Origin of the sequence: Flavobacterium sp. GCM10022190 (assembly GCF_042656445.1) — a bacterium.
Taxonomy (GTDB): Bacteria; Bacteroidota; Bacteroidia; order Flavobacteriales; family Flavobacteriaceae; genus Flavobacterium; species Flavobacterium nitratireducens.
The window spans coordinates 636,707-660,289 of record NZ_JBHSOQ010000003.1 but is presented as its reverse complement, the minus strand read 5'-3'; the positions used below and the strand labels follow the sequence as shown (position 1 = coordinate 660,289).

The window sequence follows — 23,583 nt, the reverse complement described above, 5'->3', positions numbered from 1 at the left end:
TTATATTTTGCTTAATCGTACGTAACGAATGTACCCTTTTCCTTCTGTTTTTGAAGCAATTCCTTCAGTAGTTAGAGGAATTTCGGCATCTATGGTATGGTATTTTTGGTCTTCAACTGCCGATTCAAAACGCAATTTGTAACCACTATTAATTTTGGCATCGTCAATTTCAATTGTGGTAATACTTCTATCCCCACCAGTAACCGAAGCTCCAGTGATAGCACTAATATTATTTGGTTTTTTAGAATAGAATTTATGCCATTCTTTAAGCGTTTTGTACCATTTTTTATCGTCACCCATTACGTAAAGTGTCTTTTCGTAAGCGCCTTTTGCATTCACTAAAGAAACAACGATGTAAGCCCCTTCACCCACATAGTTTGACATTTGAAGCATGCATTTGTATTTGCTGCTTTGTGCTGAAGTTTGAAAAGAAATTAGGCAGATAAATGCGCTTAATAAAGCAGTTTTAAAAATTGATTTCATTGTATTATTTTAAAATTTCAACAGCAATGTTGTTTTTAGTTAGGGTTTCATTTTCTTTGGCTAGGTCGTAAGCCGTTTCGTCAAAGTCGGTTTTGATGTCTTTTTTGGCACCAATTGATAATAGATATTTCAAAATTGCATCGTTTTTTGCAATCATGGCCGCTTTATGTAAAGCAGTTAACCCATTTTTGTTTTTTGCATTGATGTCAATATTCAAGTCGGCTATTTTTTTTAGCAAAGTTATATCATTTTTTAGCACAGCAAAATGATAAAGGCTGCTTCCGTCTTTTTGAGCTTCTGCAAGATGTAATCCGTTATCTTGTAATAATTTTAATTTAGTTGCAAATGGGTCTTCTTTAGGAGCATTTGAAGCTTCAGGACCTCTACCGCCACCCATCATTTGAGGGCGGTATGATTGGATTAAATAATATCCTAAATTGTTTCCGTCTTTATCTAAAACATGTATGTCAGCTTTTTGACTTAACAAAAGTTCAACAGCTTTAGGACTTCCGTTTTGAACAGCTAACGATAAAGCCGATTCTCCTTTTGCATTTTTGATATTGATATCTTTTACTTTAGAAACCAATAATTCCAAGGCATCAGATTCCCTTGAAGAAGCGGCATTCATCAAAGCCGTATTTCCGTCATTATCTGTTTTGTTTATATCAACTCCTTTGCTAAGGAAATAATCGATAATTTCATTTTGATTGACTTTACGAACGATATTGTGTAAAACTGTTTCTCCGTCTGTAGAAATTACGCTTGGGTTTAATTTTAAATCTTCAGCAAGATATTTATACAGTTCTAAAGTATTTGCTTCACGTCTCGAACCTTGAGCTGCAATTAATAAAGCATTATTTGTTGGTTTTACTCCTTTTTGAAGCAAGGTTTTCAAAACTTCTATATTTCCGGTTCTTGCTGCATAATCAAATGCAGTAAGTCCTTTGTTATCTGTGTCTTTTAATGAAAGTCCTTTGGAAATGAAATAATTAGTAAGTGTTAGGTCTTTGTCGTATGGAATTGCCATCAATAAAAGGTTAACTCCCTCTTTGTCTTTTTTCTTAGGATCCATTCCTGCTTTGAAAAAGGCATCATAAACAGTTGTGTTTTTTTGTCCGCTGCTTACTGCAAAAGTCAGGGGAGTATTTCCTTTGCTGTCTTCAAGATTGAGATCAGAACCTTTTGCAATCAAATAATTGATGATTTCAACATTGCCTTTGTTGGCAGCCCAATGCAGGTAAATACGGTTATCATGTGTCATTTTTTTTACACCATTTCCTGGTTGTTCAATAAGGAACTTGATTGTTTCAGCAGGAGCATCGTTATTGATGGCAATAACTACCGCATCAAAAGCATTGCTAGTGCTTTCTGAAGGATTGTTTCCTTTAGCAATTTCAGCTTTAATAGCTGTAACATCTGGAGCAGATTTCCAAAAAGATTGTTCTAAAAGTGAATTTTTTTGTTGGGCATTAGCCAATGAAAGTGTAGCAAGAGCTATTGAAACAAATAGAATTTTCTTCATTAGGATTTTGTATTTGTCGTTTAGATATAGTTTGATTCTTTTGGTTTAATTTAATTTAGTTATTTAGAATAAATAAAAATAAGGCAAATGTAAAAATTTAAAATAGATATACTAGTATGAGAGTATTCTTTTTTAGGAAAAATTATTATTTTTAGGGAGCTCATAAATTTAAAAAAAAATCTCTAATTGAATTCCTCAATTCAATTAGAGATTTTAAAAAAAAACAACAAACTAATTTATGAAAATGATATTATTCAACTAGAATTTTTTTAGTGAATTCTCCATTAGTAGTTTCCACTTTTACAATATAAACACCAATTTTTCCTTTTTTGAAATGAACTTGGATATTTGATTGATCTCTGTTTTCTTGAATCTTCCAACTTTCTATTTCATTTCCAGAGTCATTGAAAAGTCGAACTTTGCTTACTCTACAATTTTCGATTTCATTATTGATCTTTATGATGTCTGTTTTTTGAATATGAGTAATTGATATTTTATAAACAGGTTCTTCAACTACAGGTGGAGCGTCCGCTGGATTAAAAAAGCGCAATGAAAATCTTGTTGTATTAGTTCCAGCTACCAGATTTACTTCATAAGTATTTAATCTAATATTGTTGTACGTATTTGTTTCACTATCGTAAATGTAAATAGGCTGGTTTGCATCAAAGTTTTCTAAATCATCAATTTTAAATTTGACAATACCTTCAGCGTCTGTTTTTACACCTAGAGGGTAAGAGGCATTTTTGTCAAAAGCGCCTACACCTTGAATTACAAATTTTCCAGTTCCAATTGAGAAAAATAAATCATTTGGAAGATTGTCAAAAAGATAGGCATCATAACCATAATCGATTTCGTCAGTTGCTTTGCCATCCATAAAACCTAATAATATTTGTCTGTGGTAATCGTTTCGAGAGTTGAAGCCCAAACGTATTTTTTTATAGTTGTTAGCTTGAACAGGATCATTACCATTGTTTTGCCATAGTTGTTTGGTTTGAGCTGTTATTTTGAACATGGTATTTGAGTTAACCGCATCATCTTCTTTGTGGAAAGCTCTTTGATTGTTGTTATAGGTTATTGTTCCTCCAGCACCAGTTTTTCCAATTACAAAAAAGGCTTGCCCAACAGGTATATAACGATTTGGAATTCCTTTTGAAGGAGTTCCTAGTTTACTTATAAAGTCTACATTAGCAGAAGATGGAGCAACACCTCCTGTTAAATTTCTTGTAGCATAACCTCCTTGATAGTCTTTAAGGACATGAGTGTTGTTTGTACTGTAATGTTCCCAAAAATAAATTGTTCCACTTATAGAATTGCTATTGTCGTTTATAAAAGCTTCGCTATCTAAAGCACTAGGATAAGGATTTCCAGCTAATAATAATTGATCTGCACTTACGGAATTCGAAGTTATTAAGCCGTTATTTGGTTTTCCAACAAATGTATAGTTTTGTGTAGCAGCTGGTGCTCCACTTCCTTTCATGGTGTAACCTTGACCAACTCTAATATCTGCGTTTTCATTAAATCGAACCCAGTTTGCATAAGCATTAGAATAGTTGTCAAATTTATATAGCCAATAGCGAGCAATGCTTATCGGCACTGTAGGCGAACCGTTATATCCTCCAATCCAGTTGATAGTTTGTGGAGTAGTAGTTGTTCCATCTTTCATTACTCCTTTTACAGTATAACTTACATTATTGGTGGTTGTATTTATCGTTCCTACCGGAGAGCTCCAATAGTTGTAGTTGTATAGATTTGATTGTCCTTGTTGGTCTCTTTCGATATATCCTGAACTACTAACATCTAAATCGCTATCCATTGTTTGGATTAATTGTGATTTTCCTACCAAATCAATTTTTCCATTTAATTTTAAATAACTTGAAATTTCAATTTTCGAATTATTATTGGCACTAATAGCATTACTATTCACTAATAAACCTAAAACAGTTTTATTTCCAGCCGAAGTTATGTTATGTGAGGTCTCCACAATATTCCACTCAATTGGAGTCGAATTGTCAATACCTAAGCTGTATGGCGGATCCCAAACAGTGTAATTGGTCCAAGTTTCATCGGTTTCCCATTCACCATTTGCTCCAGAAGTATATGGAATAGGAGCTGTATCTGGTTCAGGAAGATAGATTCCTTTTAGTTTTCCATTATTGGCATTACCTGATTTGTCTACAAGGTATCCATTACTTACATCGTCGGCATTGTTCATTTGAAAATATCCAGAAAGATTTGACCAATTCAATCCGCTAATATTTTTAGGAATAACGGCACCTTTAACGTTATTACTACCGTCATTTTCGATTTCTTGATTCATCATTCTTCGAATTTGGTCATTTGTTAATGCAATATTCCAAATGCGAAGTTCATCAATCCAACCATTAAAATAGTTGTATGGAACATCGGTATTTTGACTCATAGCACCAATAATAAAATCAACACTATTTGTAGTAGGATTAACTCCAGAGGTAGTTTTTTCTAAAATACCGTCAACGTATAAATTATAATTTGATCCATCAAAAGTAACGGCAACATGATACCATCTGTCTGTATCAATACTATGAGTAGTAGTGATTGAATTGTTGTTCCAATTAAAGGAAATGATATTGTTTACTAATTTTAAATCGTATCCATTTGTAGCTGTTGGACTAAGATGTTTCGATAAGATAGTTTGAGTATTGTTGTTAGTTTGATTGGATTTTATCCATGCTTCAATACTGAAATTACCACTATCAAGATTGAATTTGTTTTTAAAATTAATATTATCATCTACACCATCAAAATTAACTACATTACATAGTTCTAATGTAACAATTACCTCGTCCGTTGTACCGCAGCTTGTTGTCCATCTAAGTGTATAGGTTCCAATATTTGGACTGTAAAAAGTTGAAGTTGGACTCGTGTTATTGGAGAAAATTTCACCACCACCAGAAGGTCCACTTACTATAGACCATGTACCAGAGGCTCCTGACGAGGCATTTAGTGTTACAGTTTCGCCACCGCAATAGGTTACTTGATCAGGACCTGCTAAACTGGATAGACATGAACTGTTATCGATAGCTACTGTTATTGATCCATCAATAGGTTGTTGACATACGCTATTGTCGTATCCTTGGAAGAAATAATTAGCAAAAGATGTTCCTGATGTAGCTCCAGTACCAGTAATAACTCCCGTTTCTAAGGAAACTTCAGGATTACATCCAGCACTTAATAAAATGGCGCAATCTGTTGTAACATTCAAATCAAAACTTAAATCGGCATATACATATTCTGGATGATTGGCAGTAATAGGTAGGGTTCCTAAATTCCATAATATTCGGTTTGTTCCAGCATCATAATACGGTACATTACTGGTTGTAAAACCATTGTAAGTATGGTAGGTAATAGTACTTCCTGTATTAAATAAAGCTGTTGCAGGTATTGGTATAGAAACTAAAGTATTATTGGTAGCTTCAGTTCCTTCGTTTGTAATATTTAAAGAAAAGTTTATCGCTTGCCCTGGTAGTGCATTTAATACGGGAGGATTTGTTACGTTATTGATAGAATTGACACTTATTAATCCTTGTGGATCTGGCACGTAGGAGTCTACCGACATTGCAAATCCAAAGATGGTATATACCTCATAGGTAGATCCAAATCGAAAAGTAGTCGAAGTTTGATTGTTGCCAATTACCGTATTTCCAGCATTAGGGATGGTAAACATACTAAAATCAACCCCTGTATTATTTTGTAAAATGGGGTCGCTAGCACCTGCAGTTGGTACAGGGTAGATAGAGGAGTTAAAGAAGTTATTTGTTGCGTTTCCTGCGTGGTTTAAAGTTAAGTAATTTGTACCATTATAGATATTTGGGTCAGCATTTAGTTTTTGTACAGCCAAATAATCACTTCCAGAATTGGTAGCCACGTCACCCTCAGCCGCCATAACCCCTAATTTCATATTTACCTGACCAGAAGCTACAGTAGTGAATCCTGAAATAGGAATGTTTCCATATTCTCCGCCACCTGCTAATTGACCGTTTACATAAGCATAACCGTCAAATAAGGTTACGGCACGGCTTTTCATTAATGGGTTTTCGTATATAACTACCATAACCCAACCTCCTGAATAACCGGGACTAGCATTGGTTCCTTCTACTAAGGCTATATCAGCAACAGTGTAGGCACCTGCTCCATGCGCTTTAACGTAATCGGTTACTTCTTGATAACCAATAAAAATTCCACTATGAGCAGAGCCTGGAAATAGTACATTATTACTTGCTGTTACAGTTGTATATGATGTTGCTCCCGGTCCTTTTAATGAAATAACTTTTTTGTCGTAGTTTTTGTTGATAGTTGTATAAGTTGGAACTGTTCCTGAAACGTTAACTGATGCTGAGTTGTTGGTACTTGTATAGTCTGTATTACTATCAGTTGAAATTAATCTTTTTAGGCTGTATATAGTTATGGATACTGTTCCGTCAGTTATAACATAAGGTGTAGTAAATGTTGCGGTTGATGTAGTTCCAGAAGTGCTAGCAGATACGTTTATATTGCTAGTATTACCATTTACAGTTAGTGTAACTCTATCCGATCCAGTACTATTAGTGTAATTAAAAACATAGTTAGTTGTACCATTGGAAAAAGTAAATGACGGATATCTCGAATTACCAGTTCCTTGTTTAACTATTGATAAATTGTAATTTGTATTTGTTATTGTTTGATTATGAGTGACTGTTGAGTTTGTGTTTACTGACGTTGTACCGTTTTGAGTTTGTTTAGATACAGTAAATGTATCAGCATCTTGCGATTTACCTGTCCAGTATAACCCCGCATAAATGATGTTTGAACAATCTGGGTTGGCGCTGTTTTCACCGCCATTGGTTAATTCCAGCGAAGCTTTAGATGAATTCCAAGTGTTAGAATCACCATCAATGTCAACATATTTCATGGCATTACCTTCGTTGTTTGTGCCATTAGCATAATTGTTTAACGTAAGATTCGTATTTCCTAACATGGTAAAATCTCCCTTGATATTGTAGATTACCTTAGAAGGGGTAGCAGTTGAAGTTCTTTGGCTAAAATTTACTTGAGGAGAGGTTACAGTTTGTCCATACACTGAACTTGCAATCACTATTAATAGTAAGGCAAGGTAGGTGTTAATGTTATTTTTTGTTCTAGAGTAATGTTTTTTCATAAGCTATTTTTTAAATGATTGCAGTTAAAACGACCATTTTTAAAAATGAATTTTGTTCAAACAGTTAGTTTGTTCCCCAAAATTAATAAAACAACTTATGATTATCGATTAAGTGTTTAAAAAAATCGATGAAATACATTTTTTTAACTTGAAAAGTAAGAAAAATATTCTGAAATAAAATATTTTGCTAAAGGTCTATTGTTCAGATTATCAGTAGTTATGGTTTTAAGGTTTATTACTTTCAATATCAATTATTTGATTGTAATTAGTGAAATAGTCTTATAAAATGTTTTATTCTTTAGAGGTGTTTTGTATGAATTATAATTATTTTTTTATTTGATTTTCCAAGGAGATACTAGTAAAAATATAACAGAATCCAATTTTAATCATCTTTAAGTACAATTTTTAATAGCATATTTAATTTGATATAATTGAATTATTTAAAAAAAATCACCATATTATTTTTAAGTTTAATGTTCTGATATTGTTTTTATTCGATTTTGTTGTTAATTTTTAAAATTACTTTTTATTATATTTGGTGCGCTTTTTTGTTAAGACGATAGCAAACAAAAGGCTAATATTTATTTTAACAGATGAAAAAAAAAACAATCTCTATAAAAACTATTGCAGAGAATCTTAGTATTTCAGTGACTACTGTTTCTTTTGTACTTAATGGTAAGGCAAAAGAGAAACATATTTCGAAAGAATTGACACAAAAAGTTTTGGATTATGCTAAAAAGGTTAACTATAGACCGAATCAAATAGCGCAATCGCTTCGTACTGGGAAATCTAAGATTTTGGTTTTTATGGTAGAAGATATCTCAAATAGTTTCTTTTCAAAATTAGCTCGCATTGTTGAAGATATTGCATTTAGTAAAGGGTACAAAGTAATTTTTTGTAGCACTGAAAATGATGATGAAAAGTCTTCAGAGCTTGTTGAATTATTTAAATTTAGGCAAGTTGATGGCTTTATTATAGTTCCTTCACCTGGAATGAAAAATGTAATTAAAGAATTAATTGATGAAAATATACCAGTAGTATTGTTAGATAGATATTTTCCAGATTTAGATTGTAATAGTATTGTTATTGATAATGAAGAAGCTTCTTATAAGGCTACTTGTCATATGATAAATAATTATTATAAGAATATTGCTTTTATAACCACTGATTCGGAACAGACACAAATGAGAGATCGTTTAATTGGTTATGAAAGAGCTATGGAAAATTCTGGATTAAATTCACAAGTGCTTAAAATTTCTTTTACTGACTCTAATTATGAGAAATCAAAAGTGTTTATCAAAAAATTTGTTGAAGAATCATCTAATATTGATGCCATATTTTTTGCAACCAATTACCTTGCTCAGGCAGGGTTAAATACATTAAAAGAAAATGCCCCTCAATTGATTCAAGAAATGGGTATAGTTTCGTTTGATGATAATGAATTTTTTAAGTTTTACACTCCAACCATAACAGCGGTTTCACAGCCCTTAGATGAAATTGCGACCGAAGCGATGAAGTTATTGTTGCCATTGCTTAAACATAGAGATGTAAAAGAAAATATAAAAAAAATAATTCTACATGCAGAATTAACTGTAAGAGAATCATCTGAAATAAGGTAAAATTATTTTTCTTAAGTGTCTTGTGTTGATTTTCAAATGCTTGGTTTTCAAAATTCATTTTGAAAAAATATTTTATTTCATTTTAAAATAGTACACTTTTTTTTTTGTCAACTAAATCGATTTAGTATATTTGTCATGAATTATTCGCTTCTCATAAGTACTTTCTTAATTATATTGTTAAAATATTAATTTGTAAAGAAAGTTGTTTATTTTTAGTGTTTGGTAATTAGTTTAAAATCAAACTGCTAGCTGTGTTTTTTTAAAAATTATAACCACTATTATATATTGGTAGTAAATAATTTAATTAGGAAAAATGAAAACCTACATATTCATTTTTCTCGAAACTGTTTAGTTTACTTCCAAGCAGTTTCATTTTATTTTAATAAATAGTAATAATTTAAATAACTGATAGATGTCGATAATAATAGGCGTAGATATTGGAGGTAGTCATATAAGTAGTGCTGCCATTAATAATGAAGATTATAGTTTGATTAACGGGACGTATTTTTGTGGTCCAGTAAACAGTAAAGCTTCAAAAGAAGTGATATTGGGTAAATGGGCAGAAACAATAAATCGAACTTTAATAGCTATACAGGAAATATTAGTTGTTGATTCAATTCAGGAAGTTGGTATTGCATTTTCTATGCCTGGTCCATTTCAATATCAAACAGGGATAGCAATGTTTGAAGGAAATGATAAATATGAATCATTGTATAATGTAAACATTTCTGAAGAACTTACTCAATATTTGAATACTTCTAATGTTAGTTTTAGATTTTTAAATGATGCTAGTTGTTTTGGTGTAGGTGGGGTGTTAAAGCAAAATTTAAATTCTGAATTTAGGAATAAAACTGTGGCAATAACTTTGGGTACTGGATTTGGGGCTGCTTTTTTAGACGATATGGTACCGGTTACCCAAGGTGAAGGTATTCCAGAAAATGGTTGTTTATGGGATAAAAAATACAAAGAAGGTATTGCGGATAATTATTTTTCGACCAGATGGTTTATAAAGGAGTATGAGTCTTTGTCAAATCACAAAATTACCGGTGGGGTAAAAGAAATTGCAGAATTAGAGAATGATATTACATTTAAGGTTTTTAATAATTTTGTTTCTAATTTAACTGAGTTTTTAGCGCCATTTTTGAAAGAATTTAATGCTAATGTCTTAATAATAGGAGGGAATATAGCAAAGAGTAATCGGCTGTTTTTGTCTCAACTAGATGTTAATTTTAAACAACTTGGTATTGATTTGTCTATTAGAATAGTTGAGAATACTGAAGAGACAAGTATTGTTGGTTCTGGGTATCTTTTTGATGAAATTTTTTGGGAAAAGATAAAAGAAGAATTACCATTTTTTTAAGTAACTATAAAATAATTAACTGATGAAAGTATTAATATCGAATACAGATTCTAAATCAATTGTGTTTGAAAAAATAAGAAAAGAGTTAGAGAGTAATAACTTTACAATAGTTCAAGAAGATCAATCAAGGCCTTGGGGAGGATTTTTTGTAATTGATGAAAATCAAACTACGAGTTTTGCATCGACATTTTTTTCACATTTAAAATTAGAAGAAATACAAACTACAAATAAATTAAGTCCTAAAATACTAGTTGTAGCTCCTGAAAATAGACTATCATGGCAATATCATTTTAGAAGATCTGAAATATGGAAAGTCGTTTTGGGGCCAGTGGGTGTTAAAATTAGTGATACGGATGTAGAAGGCGAATTGACAGTGCTTAATGATGATGATTTTATTAAGATGGATAAAGGTGAACGTCACCGTTTAATAGGATTGAATTCTTGGGGTGTAGTTGCTGAAATATGGCAACATACTGATCAAGATAATCCGTCTGATGAGGAAGACATCGTGAGGCTTCAAGATGATTTTGGTCGATAGATTTTAAACTAAAAGTGAATACACAAAAAAACACGTTAAATTAATTAACGTGTTTTTTTGTGCCTTTTTATTTTAATGTGTTTTTAATTATTTTTTTAAAATTCTATTTACTTCTTTTAATAATAATGGGAAAGCAGGTTCGGCCATTCCTCCATGGTCAAATCCGTCTAATTCATATAAAGAAGTAGATTTATGTCCTGCAATTTTCATCATTCTTGCAAGGTATGCGTTTTCTTCATAACGACCAAGCATTTCCATTTCTCGATCTCCAGTAATTAAAAGAAGAGGTGGTGCATCATTTCTAACATGGTAGAGAGGTGCGTATTCATCGACAATAGGTTGTTTATCTGAAATATTTTTTTCAGAACGAATTGTGAAATGGGTTATGGCTTGGCAACTAAAAGGGATTAGGCCTGCAATTTTATTAGCATCAATATTGTGCTGTTGTAGCCATTTTTTGTCTAAACCAATCATAGCTGTAAGGTATCCTCCAGCTGAATGGCCAGATACGAAAATTTGGTTTGGATTTCCCCCGAATTTTTCTATGTTATTAAAAGTCCAAGCTACTGCTGCTGCTGCGTCTTCAATATATTTAGGTGCCACTACTTTTGGGTTTAAACGGTAACTAACACCAATAATAGCGTATCCTTTGTTTTTTAATGCTTCTGGTATTTCTTTATTTCCCGCTGTAAGTCCTCCACCATGAAACCATACTATTGTTGCAAAATTTTTAATATTTTTTGGATAGTAAATATCTAAAAGGCATTTTTCGTTTTTATATATGTCTGTAGAATTTGTTTCGTAATAAGGAATGTTTTTTAAGTTGGTGTAGTTTTCTTGAGAGTAACAGTAAAAAGTACAACTTATTAGAAGTGTTATTATTATTTTCTTCATTTTATTATTGGTTTAATTTTTACAAATATAGGTATCTCTAATTTTTAAAGAAGAAATAGGGGGATTATTTCTATGTATAAAGATTAGTATGCTTATTTTTTTTGCAGTTGAACACTTTGGTTTTTTTCAATCTATTTGTTGTTCATTTATTAATTATTTTAAACCGTTGGTTGTTGTTTTTTTAAATTTTTAAGGTTATTATTTTGTTAATAATGAATTTTTAATTTTTTGACTATAAAGTTTTCTTTTGCTATCTGATTTTGGGTGTTTGTTGGTATTTTTTGTGAAATGTGTTTTTTTAGTAAGATATTTTAATATAATTAATGTTATAAAGTAAATAAAAATTCATTTTTATGAAAAAATATTTTTTTTTGCTAAAACGTTTTAGTATGTTTGCTATATATTAATTCATTAATCTATTTAGGTGAAATTGTATTGCATTGATTCAGGTCTTAAGTAATTACAGTTGCCACGCTGTTTGGGTTAATTATTGATGTCCTAAATGTGTTTTTTTAGCTAGCATTAACCTATTTAGGATTTTAATACAAATTATGTTTTAACTAATAACTAAAAAAAATTATGATTAAAGAATCAAATTGCAGAAGGGAAAAAAAAATTCTTGTGCGTTTTTTATTTACTGGTATTCTTAGTCTTTTTGGGTGTTTTTATTCATTCGCTCAAAGTCAAAAAATACAAGTGACTGGAGTTGTTGTTTCTAAATCAGATCAGTTGTCTTTACCTGGGGTGTCTGTAATAGACGTTAATAATCCTAAGAATGGTGCTAATGCTGATTTTGACGGGCGATATACCATAGTTGTAGATGATAGTAATACAACATTACGTTTTACAATGTTGGGTTTTAAACCAGTTGATGTAAAAGTTAATGGAAGAAAAGAAATTAACGTTTCTATGGATTCGGATGTTGCCTCTTTGGAAGAAGTTGTAGTAGTGGGTTATGGTACGCAAAAGAAGCGTAAAGTTATTGCTGCTATGGATAATGTAGGGAGCAGAGATTTCGAGGGAAGAGCCAATGTTAATGCAGCTCAGGCATTACAAGGTAAGGCTGCCAGCTTAATTATTCAACAAACCAATTCAGAACCTGGAGCAGGATTGAATATTAATATTAGAGGTATTAGTACACTGGGAAATAATAGTCCGTTAATTGTAATTGATGGAATTGTAGGAGGAGATATCAATTCTTTGAATCCTGCAGATATTGAAAATGTTTCTGTATTAAAAGATGCGGGTAGTGCGGCTATTTATGGTTCTAGAGCTAGTAATGGAGTGGTGTTGATTACTACTAAAAAAGGAGGTAAGAACAAGCCATTGTCTATACAGTTTAGTACTTTGGCTGGTTATAATGACCCATATTTCTTTACAAAACCAGTAAAAGGTTATGAAAATGCGATGCTTAGAAATGAGGCTGCTTTTAATTCAGGTGAATCAACGGGGGTTTTTACAGCAAGTCAAATAGCAGCTATGAAAGCTAATGGTGATCCGGAATGGTTTGCAGAAGAGATTGTAAAGCCTGCATTTCAATTTAATCAAAATTTAGCTTTATCAGGTGGAAGTGATAATTCAACTTATCACGTTTCTCTGGGGTATCTAGATCAACAAAGTAATTTTGTTGGTCCTAAAAAAGGGATGGAACGTTATAATTTGAGAGTGAATCTAACCAATGAATTTGGTCGTTTTAAATTAGCAACGACATTAGGGTATTCAAAACAATTTATTAAAGATCACTCATCAAATACCTCTATATTAATGGTAGATTCTTTTAGAGTTCCTTTATATTATACCCAAAAAGATGAGCAAGGAAATTATTTGACTAATGATATTTTGCAACAATTTAATTCATTAGGTATTTTAGAAAAAGGAGGATTTAGAAATTATGATAATGATGATGTTTTTATTGCTTTAAATGCGGAATTAAAAATAACGGACTTTTTAAAATTTAAATCTGTTTTTGGAGGACGTTCATGGTCTGGAAGTATGTTTTCAAGAGTAAAAGAGGTTAAGTTTATACCTATGGGAGTTTATGGAGCAGACAGAGATACTCGAGATGAGTCAAGAAAAAGTCTTGATTTGAATACGCAATTTATGTTAGAATTCAATAAATCGTTTGCAGGAGTTCATAGTGTTGGAGCATTAATAGGTTATTCCAATGAAAATCATGCTGATAGAGGAATAGGTGTTTTTAGAAAGTTTACTGATCCAGACCTCGGTACTCCAATTACAGAAACAGTAATTCAGCCAGGTTCTTATAATTCGAATAGTAGTTCTTCAAAAAACAGTTTGAATTCACTTTTTGGACGTGCTACTTATGATTTTGATGAGAAATACTTTGCTGAATTTAGCTTTAGATATGATGGTTCATCTAAGTTTAGAGATGAGAAAAGATGGGGATTCTTTCCTTCTGTTACTTTAGGGTACGGCCTAACAAAAGAAAAATTTATGGAAAGTTACAGAGATAAAGTAGGTAATATAAAAATTAGATCTTCTTATGGTGTGCTTGGAAATCAAAATGTAGGTAACTATCAATATCAAACTACTTATTTTACATTTCAAAATGCATATGGTTTTGATAATAATGTAGTTAGTGGTACTGGTTTTAATTTTGCTAATCCTGATATTCAATGGGAAAAAGCAGCCACATTCAATGTTGGTGTTGATGCTGATTTCTTTAAAGGAGCATTAGGGGTAACTTTTGATTATTTCAATAAAGTCACTTCAGATATTCTTGTACCTCCACAGGTTCCGGGTGTTTTTGGAACAGGACTTCCTAATTTTAATGCTGGTAAAGTAGGTAACAGGGGATGGGAAGTAAGTGCAACTTACAGACACAAAGGGAAGATATTGAATCATAGTGTCAGCGTTAATATAGGTGATTCTAAAAATAAAGTTCTTGATTTTAATGGGCAAGAGAGATTAACTGGAGTTGAAGAACTTCAAGTTTTACTTCGTGAAGGATTACCATTCAATTCTTATGTGGCTTTAAAGCGTGATGGATATTTTCAAAACATCGAAGAAATTCAAGGTGCAGCAGTACCTGAAGGAATTTTGGTTCAACCAGGCGATAATCGTTACGTAGATTTGAATAAAGATGGTAAGATTGATGATAATGATCGATTTGTATTTGGTAACCCTTTTCCTAGATATACTTATGGCTTAACCTATAATTTGAATTACAAAAATTTTGATTTTAGCATGTTTATTCAAGGGGTAGGAAAAAGAACTATGATGATCAGAGGGGAATTGGTTGAACCATTCCATTATAATTACGGTATGACAATGTATACTCATCAATTGGATTATTGGACACCTCAAAATACAGATGCTAGATACCCACGATTAGCTAATAATGGAACCCAATCTAATACAAATAACTTTAGAAGAGGTTCAGATATGTATTTATATGACGGTGCTTATGCGAGACTTAAAAATATACAATTAGGATATTCATTACCAGATAGCGTTGTTAAAGGTATAGGAATGAGTTCTTTCCGTATGTATGTTTCTGGACAAAACTTATTGACTTTGTCTAAAGTTAAGTTTGTAGATCCTGAACTTTCAGAATTTAATAATAGTATGGGGCCTTCTGGAGGAAACAGCGGAAGAGCCTATCCGACACAAGTTTATTACGGATTAGGTATTGATATTAGCTTCTAAAAAATATAAAATGAAAAAGATAATAAAACAAATCAAATTTATACCAGTAGCTTTTCTGTTATTGGTAAGTTGTGAAAAACTAGAACTTGCACCTGAGAATCAGTTTACCGATTCAAATTATTGGTCCAGTGTTAGTAAAGCGCAAACTCTTCTAAATACGGCTTATTCGCAAATGCAGAATAGTCAATATTTCTTTTATAACGAAGCTTTGTCTGATAATGCTTATAATGGAAGAGGAGATAATGCGGGGGTAGCTTCAATTGCGGCCGGAAATTATGATGCTTCTTTAGGAAGATTTAAAGAAGAGTGGAATAGTAGATATGGAGGTATCAAAACTTGTAATTTGTTATTAGAAAATATAAATCGTGTACCTAATGCAGATCCTGCTGTAATTGAGCGTATGATTGCTGAAGCTCGATTTCTAAGAGCATTTCAACATTTTCAATTAACAACTTGGTTTGGTGATATTCCTTTAGTTAAGAAAGATCTTCAACTTCAAGAAGCATTAACAATGACGAGGACTTCACATGCAGAAGTTGTTCAATTTATTTTAGATGAGCTTGATGATATTATACCAACTCTTCCTAAAAATAATACTTTGCCACAAGCGGAAAGAGGTAGAATTACTATGGGGGCTGCAGTTGCTTTAAAAGCCAGAGTACTTTTGTATGAAAATAGATGGCAAGAAGTAGTAAACTTGACACAAGAGTTTATGAATATGAATTATGGGCAATATGCTCTTTTTCCATCATATTCAGGTTTGTTTCAACAGCAAAATGAATACAATAGTGAGGATATTTTAAGTTTACAATATGTACCTCAATTCAGAATGTGGGGGGAATTTTTTGATATGGCTCCTATTTCTGCAGGAGCGAGATTAAATGGTCTAGCTCCAACGCAAGAATTGGTGGATAGTTATTTAATGCTTAATGGGAAGAAAATTAATGAATCTGGCTCAGGATATGATGAGAACAATCCTTATATAAATAGGGATCCAAGACTAACAGCTACTGTAGTTTATGATAGATACAATTGGACAGGTCCTAATGGGAATAGTGTAATTTATATTAAACCTGGTACCGATCCAAATCAAGAGGCTCCAAATGAATATGCTCAAGGTTCATCAAAAACAACTACAGGGTATTACACTCGTAAATATTACGACATCCAGCATTTAACTTCTTTACAATCAGGTTTGAATTTAATGTTGATTCGTTATGCAGATATTTTATTAATGTATGCTGAAGCAAAGAATGAATTAAATCAAATGGATAATACTGTTTGGAATGCAACTGTAAGAGCTGTAAGAGCACGTGCCGGATTTACTGACGCAGCAGCTTTAACTTTTAATGCTTCATTAGGGCAACAAGGTTACCGTGAAATTATTAGAAATGAAAGGCGTACAGAATTTGGTATGGAAGGGCTTCGCATCTTTGACATCAGAAGATGGAAAATTGCAGAAGATGTTTTAAATGGATATGCGCATGGTGCAAGATTTGGTGTGCTTTCTGTAGATAATGGTTATTTAAGAGTCAATTTAAGAACTTTTGATCCAGACAAACACTATTTATGGCCTATACCAAGAGATGAACGCTTGGTTAATCCTAATTTATCTCAAAATCCTAACTGGTAATTTAATCAACAAAAAAATACAATACAATGAAAAATATATTTTTAAAATTCTTAATGGTATTCTGCGGAATATTTCTTGTAAGTTGTGATAACGACGAAACAATGAGTAGTACAAATGTTAGTGCAGTGAACACATTATATGCCCCTGCAAACAATAAGTTTTTTGATTTAAATGCGCAAAGTTCAGCCGTTTTTGAATGGGAAGGTGCTAAAGCGGAAGATAATGGAGTAGTACTTTATGATGTAGTTTTTGATCGTGTAGACGGTGATTTTTCTAATCCTGTTTACATTATGCCATCAGACGGTAAAGGTTTTCAAAAAACATTAAACCTTTCTTTTGCTGATTTAAATAAAATTGCTGGTTTGGCTGGTATTCAAACAGAAGCTATTGGTAAATTAAAATGGACTGTTTATTCTTCTAAAGGAGTTAATATAAAAAAATCGGAAGCATCTGGAATTATTGAAGTATTAAGACCAAGTGGATTCCCTACACCTGATCAATTATTTATAACAGGTACGGCCTCAGAATCTGGAGATGTCGTTGCAAATGCGCTACCTTTTAAGAAAACTGGAACTTCTACTTTTGAAATCTACACGAAATTACAAGCTGGTACTTATAAATTTATTACTAGAAAAAATGGTACACCTGAAGTTTTTTATGTTAACGGAACAAAGTTAAAACCAGATGGTTCTACTACTGTTGAGGGTGCTGCAAAAGTATATCGTATTAAAGTGAATTTTGCTGATGGTTCAGTTACAATGACTGAAATTCAAAAGGTTGAGCTATGGTTTGCACCAAATGGGGTTTTCCTTTTCGAATATACCTATTCAGGTGGTGGAATCTGGAAAGCAGATAATAAATCTATTGTATTTAGACAAGAATCTTGGGGAAGAGACGAGCGTTATAAATTTAAATTTACTGTAGCTGGAGGAGAAGAATGGTATGGAAGTGTAAACAGAGATAATAACAGACCTAACTCTAATACAGCAGCATTGTATTGGTATATGGTTCCAGTAACAAACGATCGCTGGGATAACACATTTAAATTTGATGGAGCTGTAGATAATAAAAATGTAAATGCTCAAATTAATTTCAGCGCTACTGTACCAGCTTACACGCATAGTTTTACTATTTTATAAACATAATCTAAATGGCGTCTCTTTTAGCTAAATCTTGAGAGACGCTATTCTAAAAAAGAATCATATTATGAATAAATATATTTCAAAAAGAAATAGTCTCTTTTTGGGCGGTTTAGTTGGATTAGCCTCTCTTTTTGTGTCCTGCGAGGATAATCCAATACCCTTAAGAGATCCCAATACAAGTGGGGGAAAACAAATTAATTACACTTGGGAAAAAACAGCTGATTCATTACAACTCTCTACTTATAATAACTATTTAGGGTCTAATGGCACATTTGTGGAAAATAATACTGGAAGTAATACTTTTCATTATTGGCCAAATGCTCATGCTCTGGATGTTCTTGTTGATGGTTATTTGAGAACTAAGGATGCAAATTATGTTACTAAAATGAAAGCATTATTGCAAGGTATTAAAGTTAAAAATGGGAATACATACAATAATGTTTTTAATGATGATATGATTTGGCTTGCCCTTTCAAGTTTAAGAGCTTATGAAGCAACAAACGATCAAGAATATAAAGATGTTGCTAAATATTTATGGGGTATAATTAAATTAAGTTGGAGTGATAATGTTTTTGGTGGAGGTATTACTTGGAAACAAGATACACCAAGACAGAAAAATGCGGTATCTAATGCACCTGCTGCAATTATAGCATTAAGACTTTATGCGATTGAAAATAATCCAGAGGATTTAGTATGGGCCAAGAAAATTTATGAATGGCAAAAAAATAATCTAGTAGATCCAGTAACAGGAATTGTATGGGATAATATTTCTGAGCAAAATAATGTTGTAGTAACTAATAAGGACTGGGTTTTTACCTATAACATGGGTACTTGGATTGGAGCTGCATTAAGATTGTATAATGTAACTAATGATCCTGTTTATCTTAATGATGCTCTAAAATCAGGAAGATCTGTTTTAGTAAGTCCTAAATTACTTTCACAAGGATTGTTAAGAGATGAAGGTCAGGGAGATGGAGGTTTATTCAAGGGTATTTTAGTTCGTTATTTCACTGAGCTAATCGCACATCCTGCCATTAGTAGTACTGATAGAAAAAATTTCGCTAATTTCTTGAAATATAATGCGCAAACCTTATATAGATATGGTATTTCAAGACCAACAATGTTTTGTGGTAACAATTGGAAAGTTGCACCTGTAGTTGGAGCAAAGACAGATCTTACTACTCAGTTAAGTGGCGTAATGTTAATTGAAGCTGCAGCAAAATTAAACAAAGAAGGTTTTTTTAATTAAAATAATTAGTTTGGTTAGTAGAGGTATTACCTGCAGGCATTTATGTCTGCAGGTTTTATCAATATATTTCTAACCCTAAAAAATATAGAATGAGTAATACAAAAATTATTTACCTTTTCTTTTTTCTTGTTTTAATGATTCAAAATGGTCAAGGACAGGATTGGGCAAATCTTGAACGTTATAAAAAAGAAAATAGTCAATTGAAAGAACCTAAAGCCAACGAGAAACGAGTAGTTTTTATGGGCAATTCGATAACAGAGGGTTGGTCTAGGTTGAGTCCCGATTTTTTTAAAGACAAACCTTATATTAACAGAGGTATTAGTGGTCAAACTACACCACAAATGGTATTACGATTTAAACAAGATGTGATAAATCTTAAACCTTCAGTTGTAGTTATACTTGCCGGTATTAATGATATTGCACAAAATACTGGTCCGATGACTTTGGAAGAAACGGCAACTAATATTTTTACTATGGCCGAATTGGCAAAAGTACATGGTATTAAAGTAATTATGTGCACAGTATTGCCTGCAGCAGCATTTCCTTGGAGACCCCAAATAAATCCTGCTCCTAAAGTTGTTGAACTTAATTTGATGCTTAAGAAATACGCAAAAGAACACAATATAACTTTTGTAGATTATTATACCCCAATGGTTAATCAATCTCAGGGATTAAAAAATGAATTAGGTGAAGATGGAGTTCATCCTAATGCTAAGGGATATGCCATAATGGAACAACTTATTTCATCAGCTATCGCAAAACTTTCCCCAAAAAAATAATAATAAAAACAAACAATGAAAAAAAACTTAACAACTTTAGTATTGCTATTTATTGGTTTATCTGTTCTTGCTCAATGGCAACCACAAGGCAATAAATTAAAAACCAAATGGGCAGAAGAAGTAAATCCTCAAAATACACTTCCAGAGTATCCTCGTCCAATAATGGAAAGAACCCAATGGAAAAATCTTAATGGTTTGTGGAACTATACTATTCAAGCTGTGGGAAAAGTTGCTCCTAAAGCTTACCAAGGAAAAATCCTTGTGCCTTTTGCAGTTGAATCTAGTCTTTCAGGCGTAATGAAAACAGTAGGTTCTGAAAATGAGATTTGGTACGAAACTAATTTTACTGTAGATAATAGTTGGAAAAGTAAAGATATTTTACTTCATTTCGGTGCCGTAGATTGGAAAACAGAAGTATGGATAAATGATATCAAAGTAGGTACGCATACTGGAGGTTTTACTCCTTTTTGTTTTAATATTACTCCTTTTTTAAAAGGGACAAATCAAAAGTTAGTTGTTAAAGTTTGGGATCCTACTAGCGATGGTCCGCAACCAAGAGGGAAACAAGTTAAAAACCCGGAAGGGATTTGGTATACACCTGTTACAGGAATTTGGCAAACGGTTTGGTTAGAGCCAGTAAGCAAGAAACACATAGCTAATTTGCGTACCAATCCTGATATTGATCATAATTCGGTTTCTATTGCAACAGAAGTTGAGGGAATTAATCCAAGCGATGTTGTTGAAATTACAGTTTTAGATGGAAATAAAATAGTTGCTAAAGAAAGTGCTGTTGCTAGTCAGCCTATCAATATTATTTTATCTGAACCTAAATTATGGTCGCCTGATTCACCATTTTTATATGATATAAAAGTAAAACTTCTCAATGGAACTAAAGTTATTGATGAGGTAAAAAGTTATTTTGCTATGCGAAAAATAGCTTCAAAGAGAGATAAGATGGGAATTGTACGAATGCAATTGAATAATAAAGATTGTTTTCAATTTGGACCTCTTGATCAAGGATGGTGGCCTGATGGCTTGTACACAGCACCAACCGATGAGGCTTTAAAATATGATCTTGTTAAAACTAAAGAGTTAGGTTTTAATATGATTAGAAAACATGTTAAAGTAGAACCTGCTAGATGGTATACACATTGTGATAAAATGGGGATATTAGTATGGCAAGATATGCCAAGCGGTGATGCTAGTCCAATATGGCAAATGCATAATTATTTTGAAGGAACAGAATTAAAAAGAACCGCTCAGTCCGAAAGCACATATAGAAAAGAATGGAAAGAAATTATGGATTATCTTTATTCTTACCCGAGTATTGTAGTTTGGGTTCCGTTTAATGAAGCTTGGGGACAGTTTAAAACAGTTGAGATTACAGAATGGACTAAAAAATATGATCCTAGCAGGCTAGTAAATTCATCAAGCGGAGGTAACCATTTTCAAACAGGTGATATTTTAGACATTCATCATTATCCAGGGCCTGAATTGAAATTATATGATGCTCAGAGAATTACTGTTTTAGGTGAATATGGAGGAATTGGTTTTCCTGTAGAGGGACATTTATGGCAAACAGATAGGAATTGGGGTTATGTTCAATTCAAAAACATAGGAGAAACAACTGCCAAATACATTGAATATGCAGAGCAGTTAAAAAAACTTTCTAAAACAGGTTACTCGGCAGCTGTTTATACTCAAACCACCGATGTAGAAGGGGAAGTGAATGGTTTTATGACTTACGATCGAAAAGTAGATAAAATGAATTTTTCGGAAGTAAAACGTATTAACAAAGAAGTTATAAACGCTATCAATAATTAAATTAGATAGATTTATTACCACGTTAAATTTTATAAACTTACTTTTTTAAAATTAAGATAGTGAATTGTATCTAAAGTATGTTTGGATTATGTTGAAATTGAATTCATATATAAATAACATTCACTTTAGAGTTGCCTTTAAAAACTAAAGGGCAAAATATTTTAAAAAAGAATAGCGGCATATAAAATGAAGACGTACCTATAAATTAACAAATGAAAAGAATAAATATCCATTTATAAATTTAAATAAAATGCAGAGAAGAAAATTTATCCAAAATACAGCCTTATTCAGTAGTTTAGCTTTAATTGATCCTATGGAAATTATAGCAAAAACAAATACAAATTTTGATTTTCCTATTGTTCGAGTTGAAAAAAGTAAAAGAAATTTTCAAAGTGAATTTATTGAAAAAACAATTATAGAATTTCAAAAGAATGTAAAAGATAAAGAGTTAGGATGGTTATTTAATAATTGTTTTCCAAATACATTAGATACAACCGTTACTTATTCTCAAAAAAATGGTAGACCAGATACTTATGTAATTACTGGTGATATTGATGCAATGTGGTTAAGAGATAGTTCTGCTCAGGTATGGCCATATATGGCTTTTGCTAATAAAGATATTAAATTGAAAAATTTAATTGCAGGTGTTATCAATAGACAAACCGAATATATTCTTAAGGATCCTTATGCAAATGCTTTTTATAATGATCCAAGTAAAAAAGGAGAGTGGACAACAGATCATACTGATATGAAACCTGGAGTTCATGAGAGAAAATATGAAATTGATTCACTTTGTTACCCAATTCGATTAGCATATAATTATTGGAAAAATACAGGTGATACATCTCCTTTTGATGAAAATTGGGTAAAAGCAATTCAATCGACTCTAAAAGTTTTTAAAGATCAACAACAAAAAAACGGATCCAATCCTTATACTTTTCAAAGAACTACTCAGTTTGCAACGGATACTAGACCGCTTAAAGGTTATGGTTATCCTGTAAAACCAGTAGGATTAGTTTGTTCTGCTTTCAGACCTAGTGATGATGCAACAGTATTTTCGTTTTTAATTCCTTCTAATTTCTTTATCGTAGTTAGTTTAAAACAAGCAGCTGAAATGCTTGAAACAATTAAAAAGGATTATGCTTTTGCTAAAGAATTAAAAGCTTTAGCTGAGGAAGTAGATAACGCTATTAAAGAGTATGGAGTGGTAAAACATCCCAAATACGGTGATATTTATGCTTTTGAAGTAGATGGTTTTGGTGGACATTTGCTTATGGACGACTCTAATGTACCTAGTTTACTAAGTCTTCCTTATTTAGATGCTATAGATATGAATAATCCAATTTATCAAAATACTAGAAAATTTATTTTGTCTGAAGACAATCCGTTTTTCTTCAAAGGAAAAGTAGCAGAAGGTGTTGGAGGTCCTCATGTAGGTATGGATATGATTTGGCCAATGTCATTAGTTATGAGAGCTTATACTACCAAAGATCCAAATGAAATTAAAGAATGTATAAAGATGTTAAAAGCTTCTCATGGCGATACTGGTTTTATGCATGAATCATTCCATAAAGATGATGCTAAAAATTTTACAAGATCATGGTTTGCTTGGACTAATACTCTATTTGGTGAATTATTATGGGATACCTATAAAACAAATCCGAAGCTATTAGAACTTTAGTATTTTAATAATTTAAA

At 32.1% G+C, this 23,583-nt stretch carries 14 protein-coding genes; 10 read left to right on the top strand and 4 right to left on the bottom strand.

Annotated elements, in window-relative coordinates; translation table 11 throughout:
- The 3 genes from ACFPTQ_RS12855 to ACFPTQ_RS12845 all read right to left on the bottom strand — a co-directional run bounded on the left by ACFPTQ_RS12855 (position 1) and on the right by ACFPTQ_RS12845 (position 7,178).
- Positions 1–483, bottom strand: a complete 483-nt coding sequence (locus ACFPTQ_RS12855) for a DUF2271 domain-containing protein (RefSeq protein WP_379777934.1) — start codon at positions 481–483, stop codon at positions 1–3.
- A 4-nt stretch (positions 484–487) separates the two neighbouring features.
- Positions 488–2,005, bottom strand: a complete 1,518-nt coding sequence (locus ACFPTQ_RS12850; RefSeq protein WP_379777933.1) for an ankyrin repeat domain-containing protein — start codon at positions 2,003–2,005, stop codon at positions 488–490.
- Between the two features lie 250 nt (positions 2,006–2,255).
- Entirely contained in the window at positions 2,256–7,178 is a 4,923-nt protein-coding gene (locus tag ACFPTQ_RS12845) for a LamG-like jellyroll fold domain-containing protein (RefSeq protein ID WP_379777932.1), read from the bottom strand.
- Between the two features lie 593 nt (positions 7,179–7,771).
- Here ACFPTQ_RS12845 and ACFPTQ_RS12840 point away from each other — a divergent pair.
- From ACFPTQ_RS12840 to ACFPTQ_RS12830, 3 genes are all read left to right on the top strand, one after another.
- Positions 7,772–8,797 carry a LacI family DNA-binding transcriptional regulator gene (locus tag ACFPTQ_RS12840; protein ID WP_379777931.1) on the top strand — a complete coding sequence of 342 codons (1,026 nt, stop codon included), beginning with the start codon at positions 7,772–7,774 and terminating at the stop codon, positions 8,795–8,797.
- A 412-nt stretch (positions 8,798–9,209) separates the two neighbouring features.
- Positions 9,210–10,157 (top strand): ROK family protein, encoded by a 948-nt coding sequence (locus ACFPTQ_RS12835; RefSeq protein ID WP_379777930.1) that lies wholly within the window; start codon positions 9,210–9,212, stop codon positions 10,155–10,157.
- A gap of 22 nt (positions 10,158–10,179) precedes the next feature.
- Complete coding sequence (locus ACFPTQ_RS12830) at positions 10,180–10,695, top strand: phosphoheptose isomerase (RefSeq protein WP_379777929.1); 516 nt, start codon at positions 10,180–10,182, stop codon at positions 10,693–10,695.
- An 87-nt stretch (positions 10,696–10,782) separates the two neighbouring features.
- On the opposite strand, the gene ACFPTQ_RS12825 is transcribed toward ACFPTQ_RS12830, so the two are convergent.
- Positions 10,783–11,589 carry an alpha/beta hydrolase gene (locus ACFPTQ_RS12825; protein ID WP_379777928.1) on the bottom strand — a complete coding sequence of 269 codons (807 nt, stop codon included), beginning with the start codon at positions 11,587–11,589 and terminating at the stop codon, positions 10,783–10,785.
- 696 nt (positions 11,590–12,285) lie between these two features.
- Here ACFPTQ_RS12825 and ACFPTQ_RS12820 point away from each other — a divergent pair.
- The 7 genes from ACFPTQ_RS12820 to ACFPTQ_RS12790 all read left to right on the top strand — a co-directional run bounded on the left by ACFPTQ_RS12820 (position 12,286) and on the right by ACFPTQ_RS12790 (position 23,566).
- Complete coding sequence (locus ACFPTQ_RS12820) at positions 12,286–15,258, top strand: SusC/RagA family TonB-linked outer membrane protein (RefSeq protein ID WP_379777927.1); 2,973 nt, start codon at positions 12,286–12,288, stop codon at positions 15,256–15,258.
- A gap of 10 nt (positions 15,259–15,268) precedes the next feature.
- Complete coding sequence (locus ACFPTQ_RS12815; protein ID WP_379777926.1) at positions 15,269–16,891, top strand: RagB/SusD family nutrient uptake outer membrane protein; 1,623 nt, start codon at positions 15,269–15,271, stop codon at positions 16,889–16,891.
- 26 nt (positions 16,892–16,917) lie between these two features.
- Positions 16,918–18,030, top strand: coding sequence for a SusE domain-containing protein (locus ACFPTQ_RS12810; RefSeq protein ID WP_379777925.1), 1,113 nt, complete (start codon positions 16,918–16,920; stop codon positions 18,028–18,030).
- 67 nt (positions 18,031–18,097) lie between these two features.
- Positions 18,098–19,282, top strand: coding sequence for a glycoside hydrolase family 76 protein (locus ACFPTQ_RS12805; protein WP_379777924.1), 1,185 nt, complete (start codon positions 18,098–18,100; stop codon positions 19,280–19,282).
- 89 nt (positions 19,283–19,371) lie between these two features.
- Complete coding sequence (locus tag ACFPTQ_RS12800) at positions 19,372–20,061, top strand: SGNH/GDSL hydrolase family protein (RefSeq protein ID WP_379777923.1); 690 nt, start codon at positions 19,372–19,374, stop codon at positions 20,059–20,061.
- Positions 20,062–20,076: 15 nt separating this feature from the next.
- Complete coding sequence (locus tag ACFPTQ_RS12795; protein ID WP_379777922.1) at positions 20,077–21,885, top strand: glycoside hydrolase family 2 protein; 1,809 nt, start codon at positions 20,077–20,079, stop codon at positions 21,883–21,885.
- A gap of 250 nt (positions 21,886–22,135) precedes the next feature.
- Positions 22,136–23,566, top strand: a complete 1,431-nt coding sequence (locus tag ACFPTQ_RS12790) for a glycoside hydrolase family 125 protein (RefSeq protein WP_379777921.1) — start codon at positions 22,136–22,138, stop codon at positions 23,564–23,566.
- Positions 23,567–23,583 lie beyond the last annotated feature (17 nt).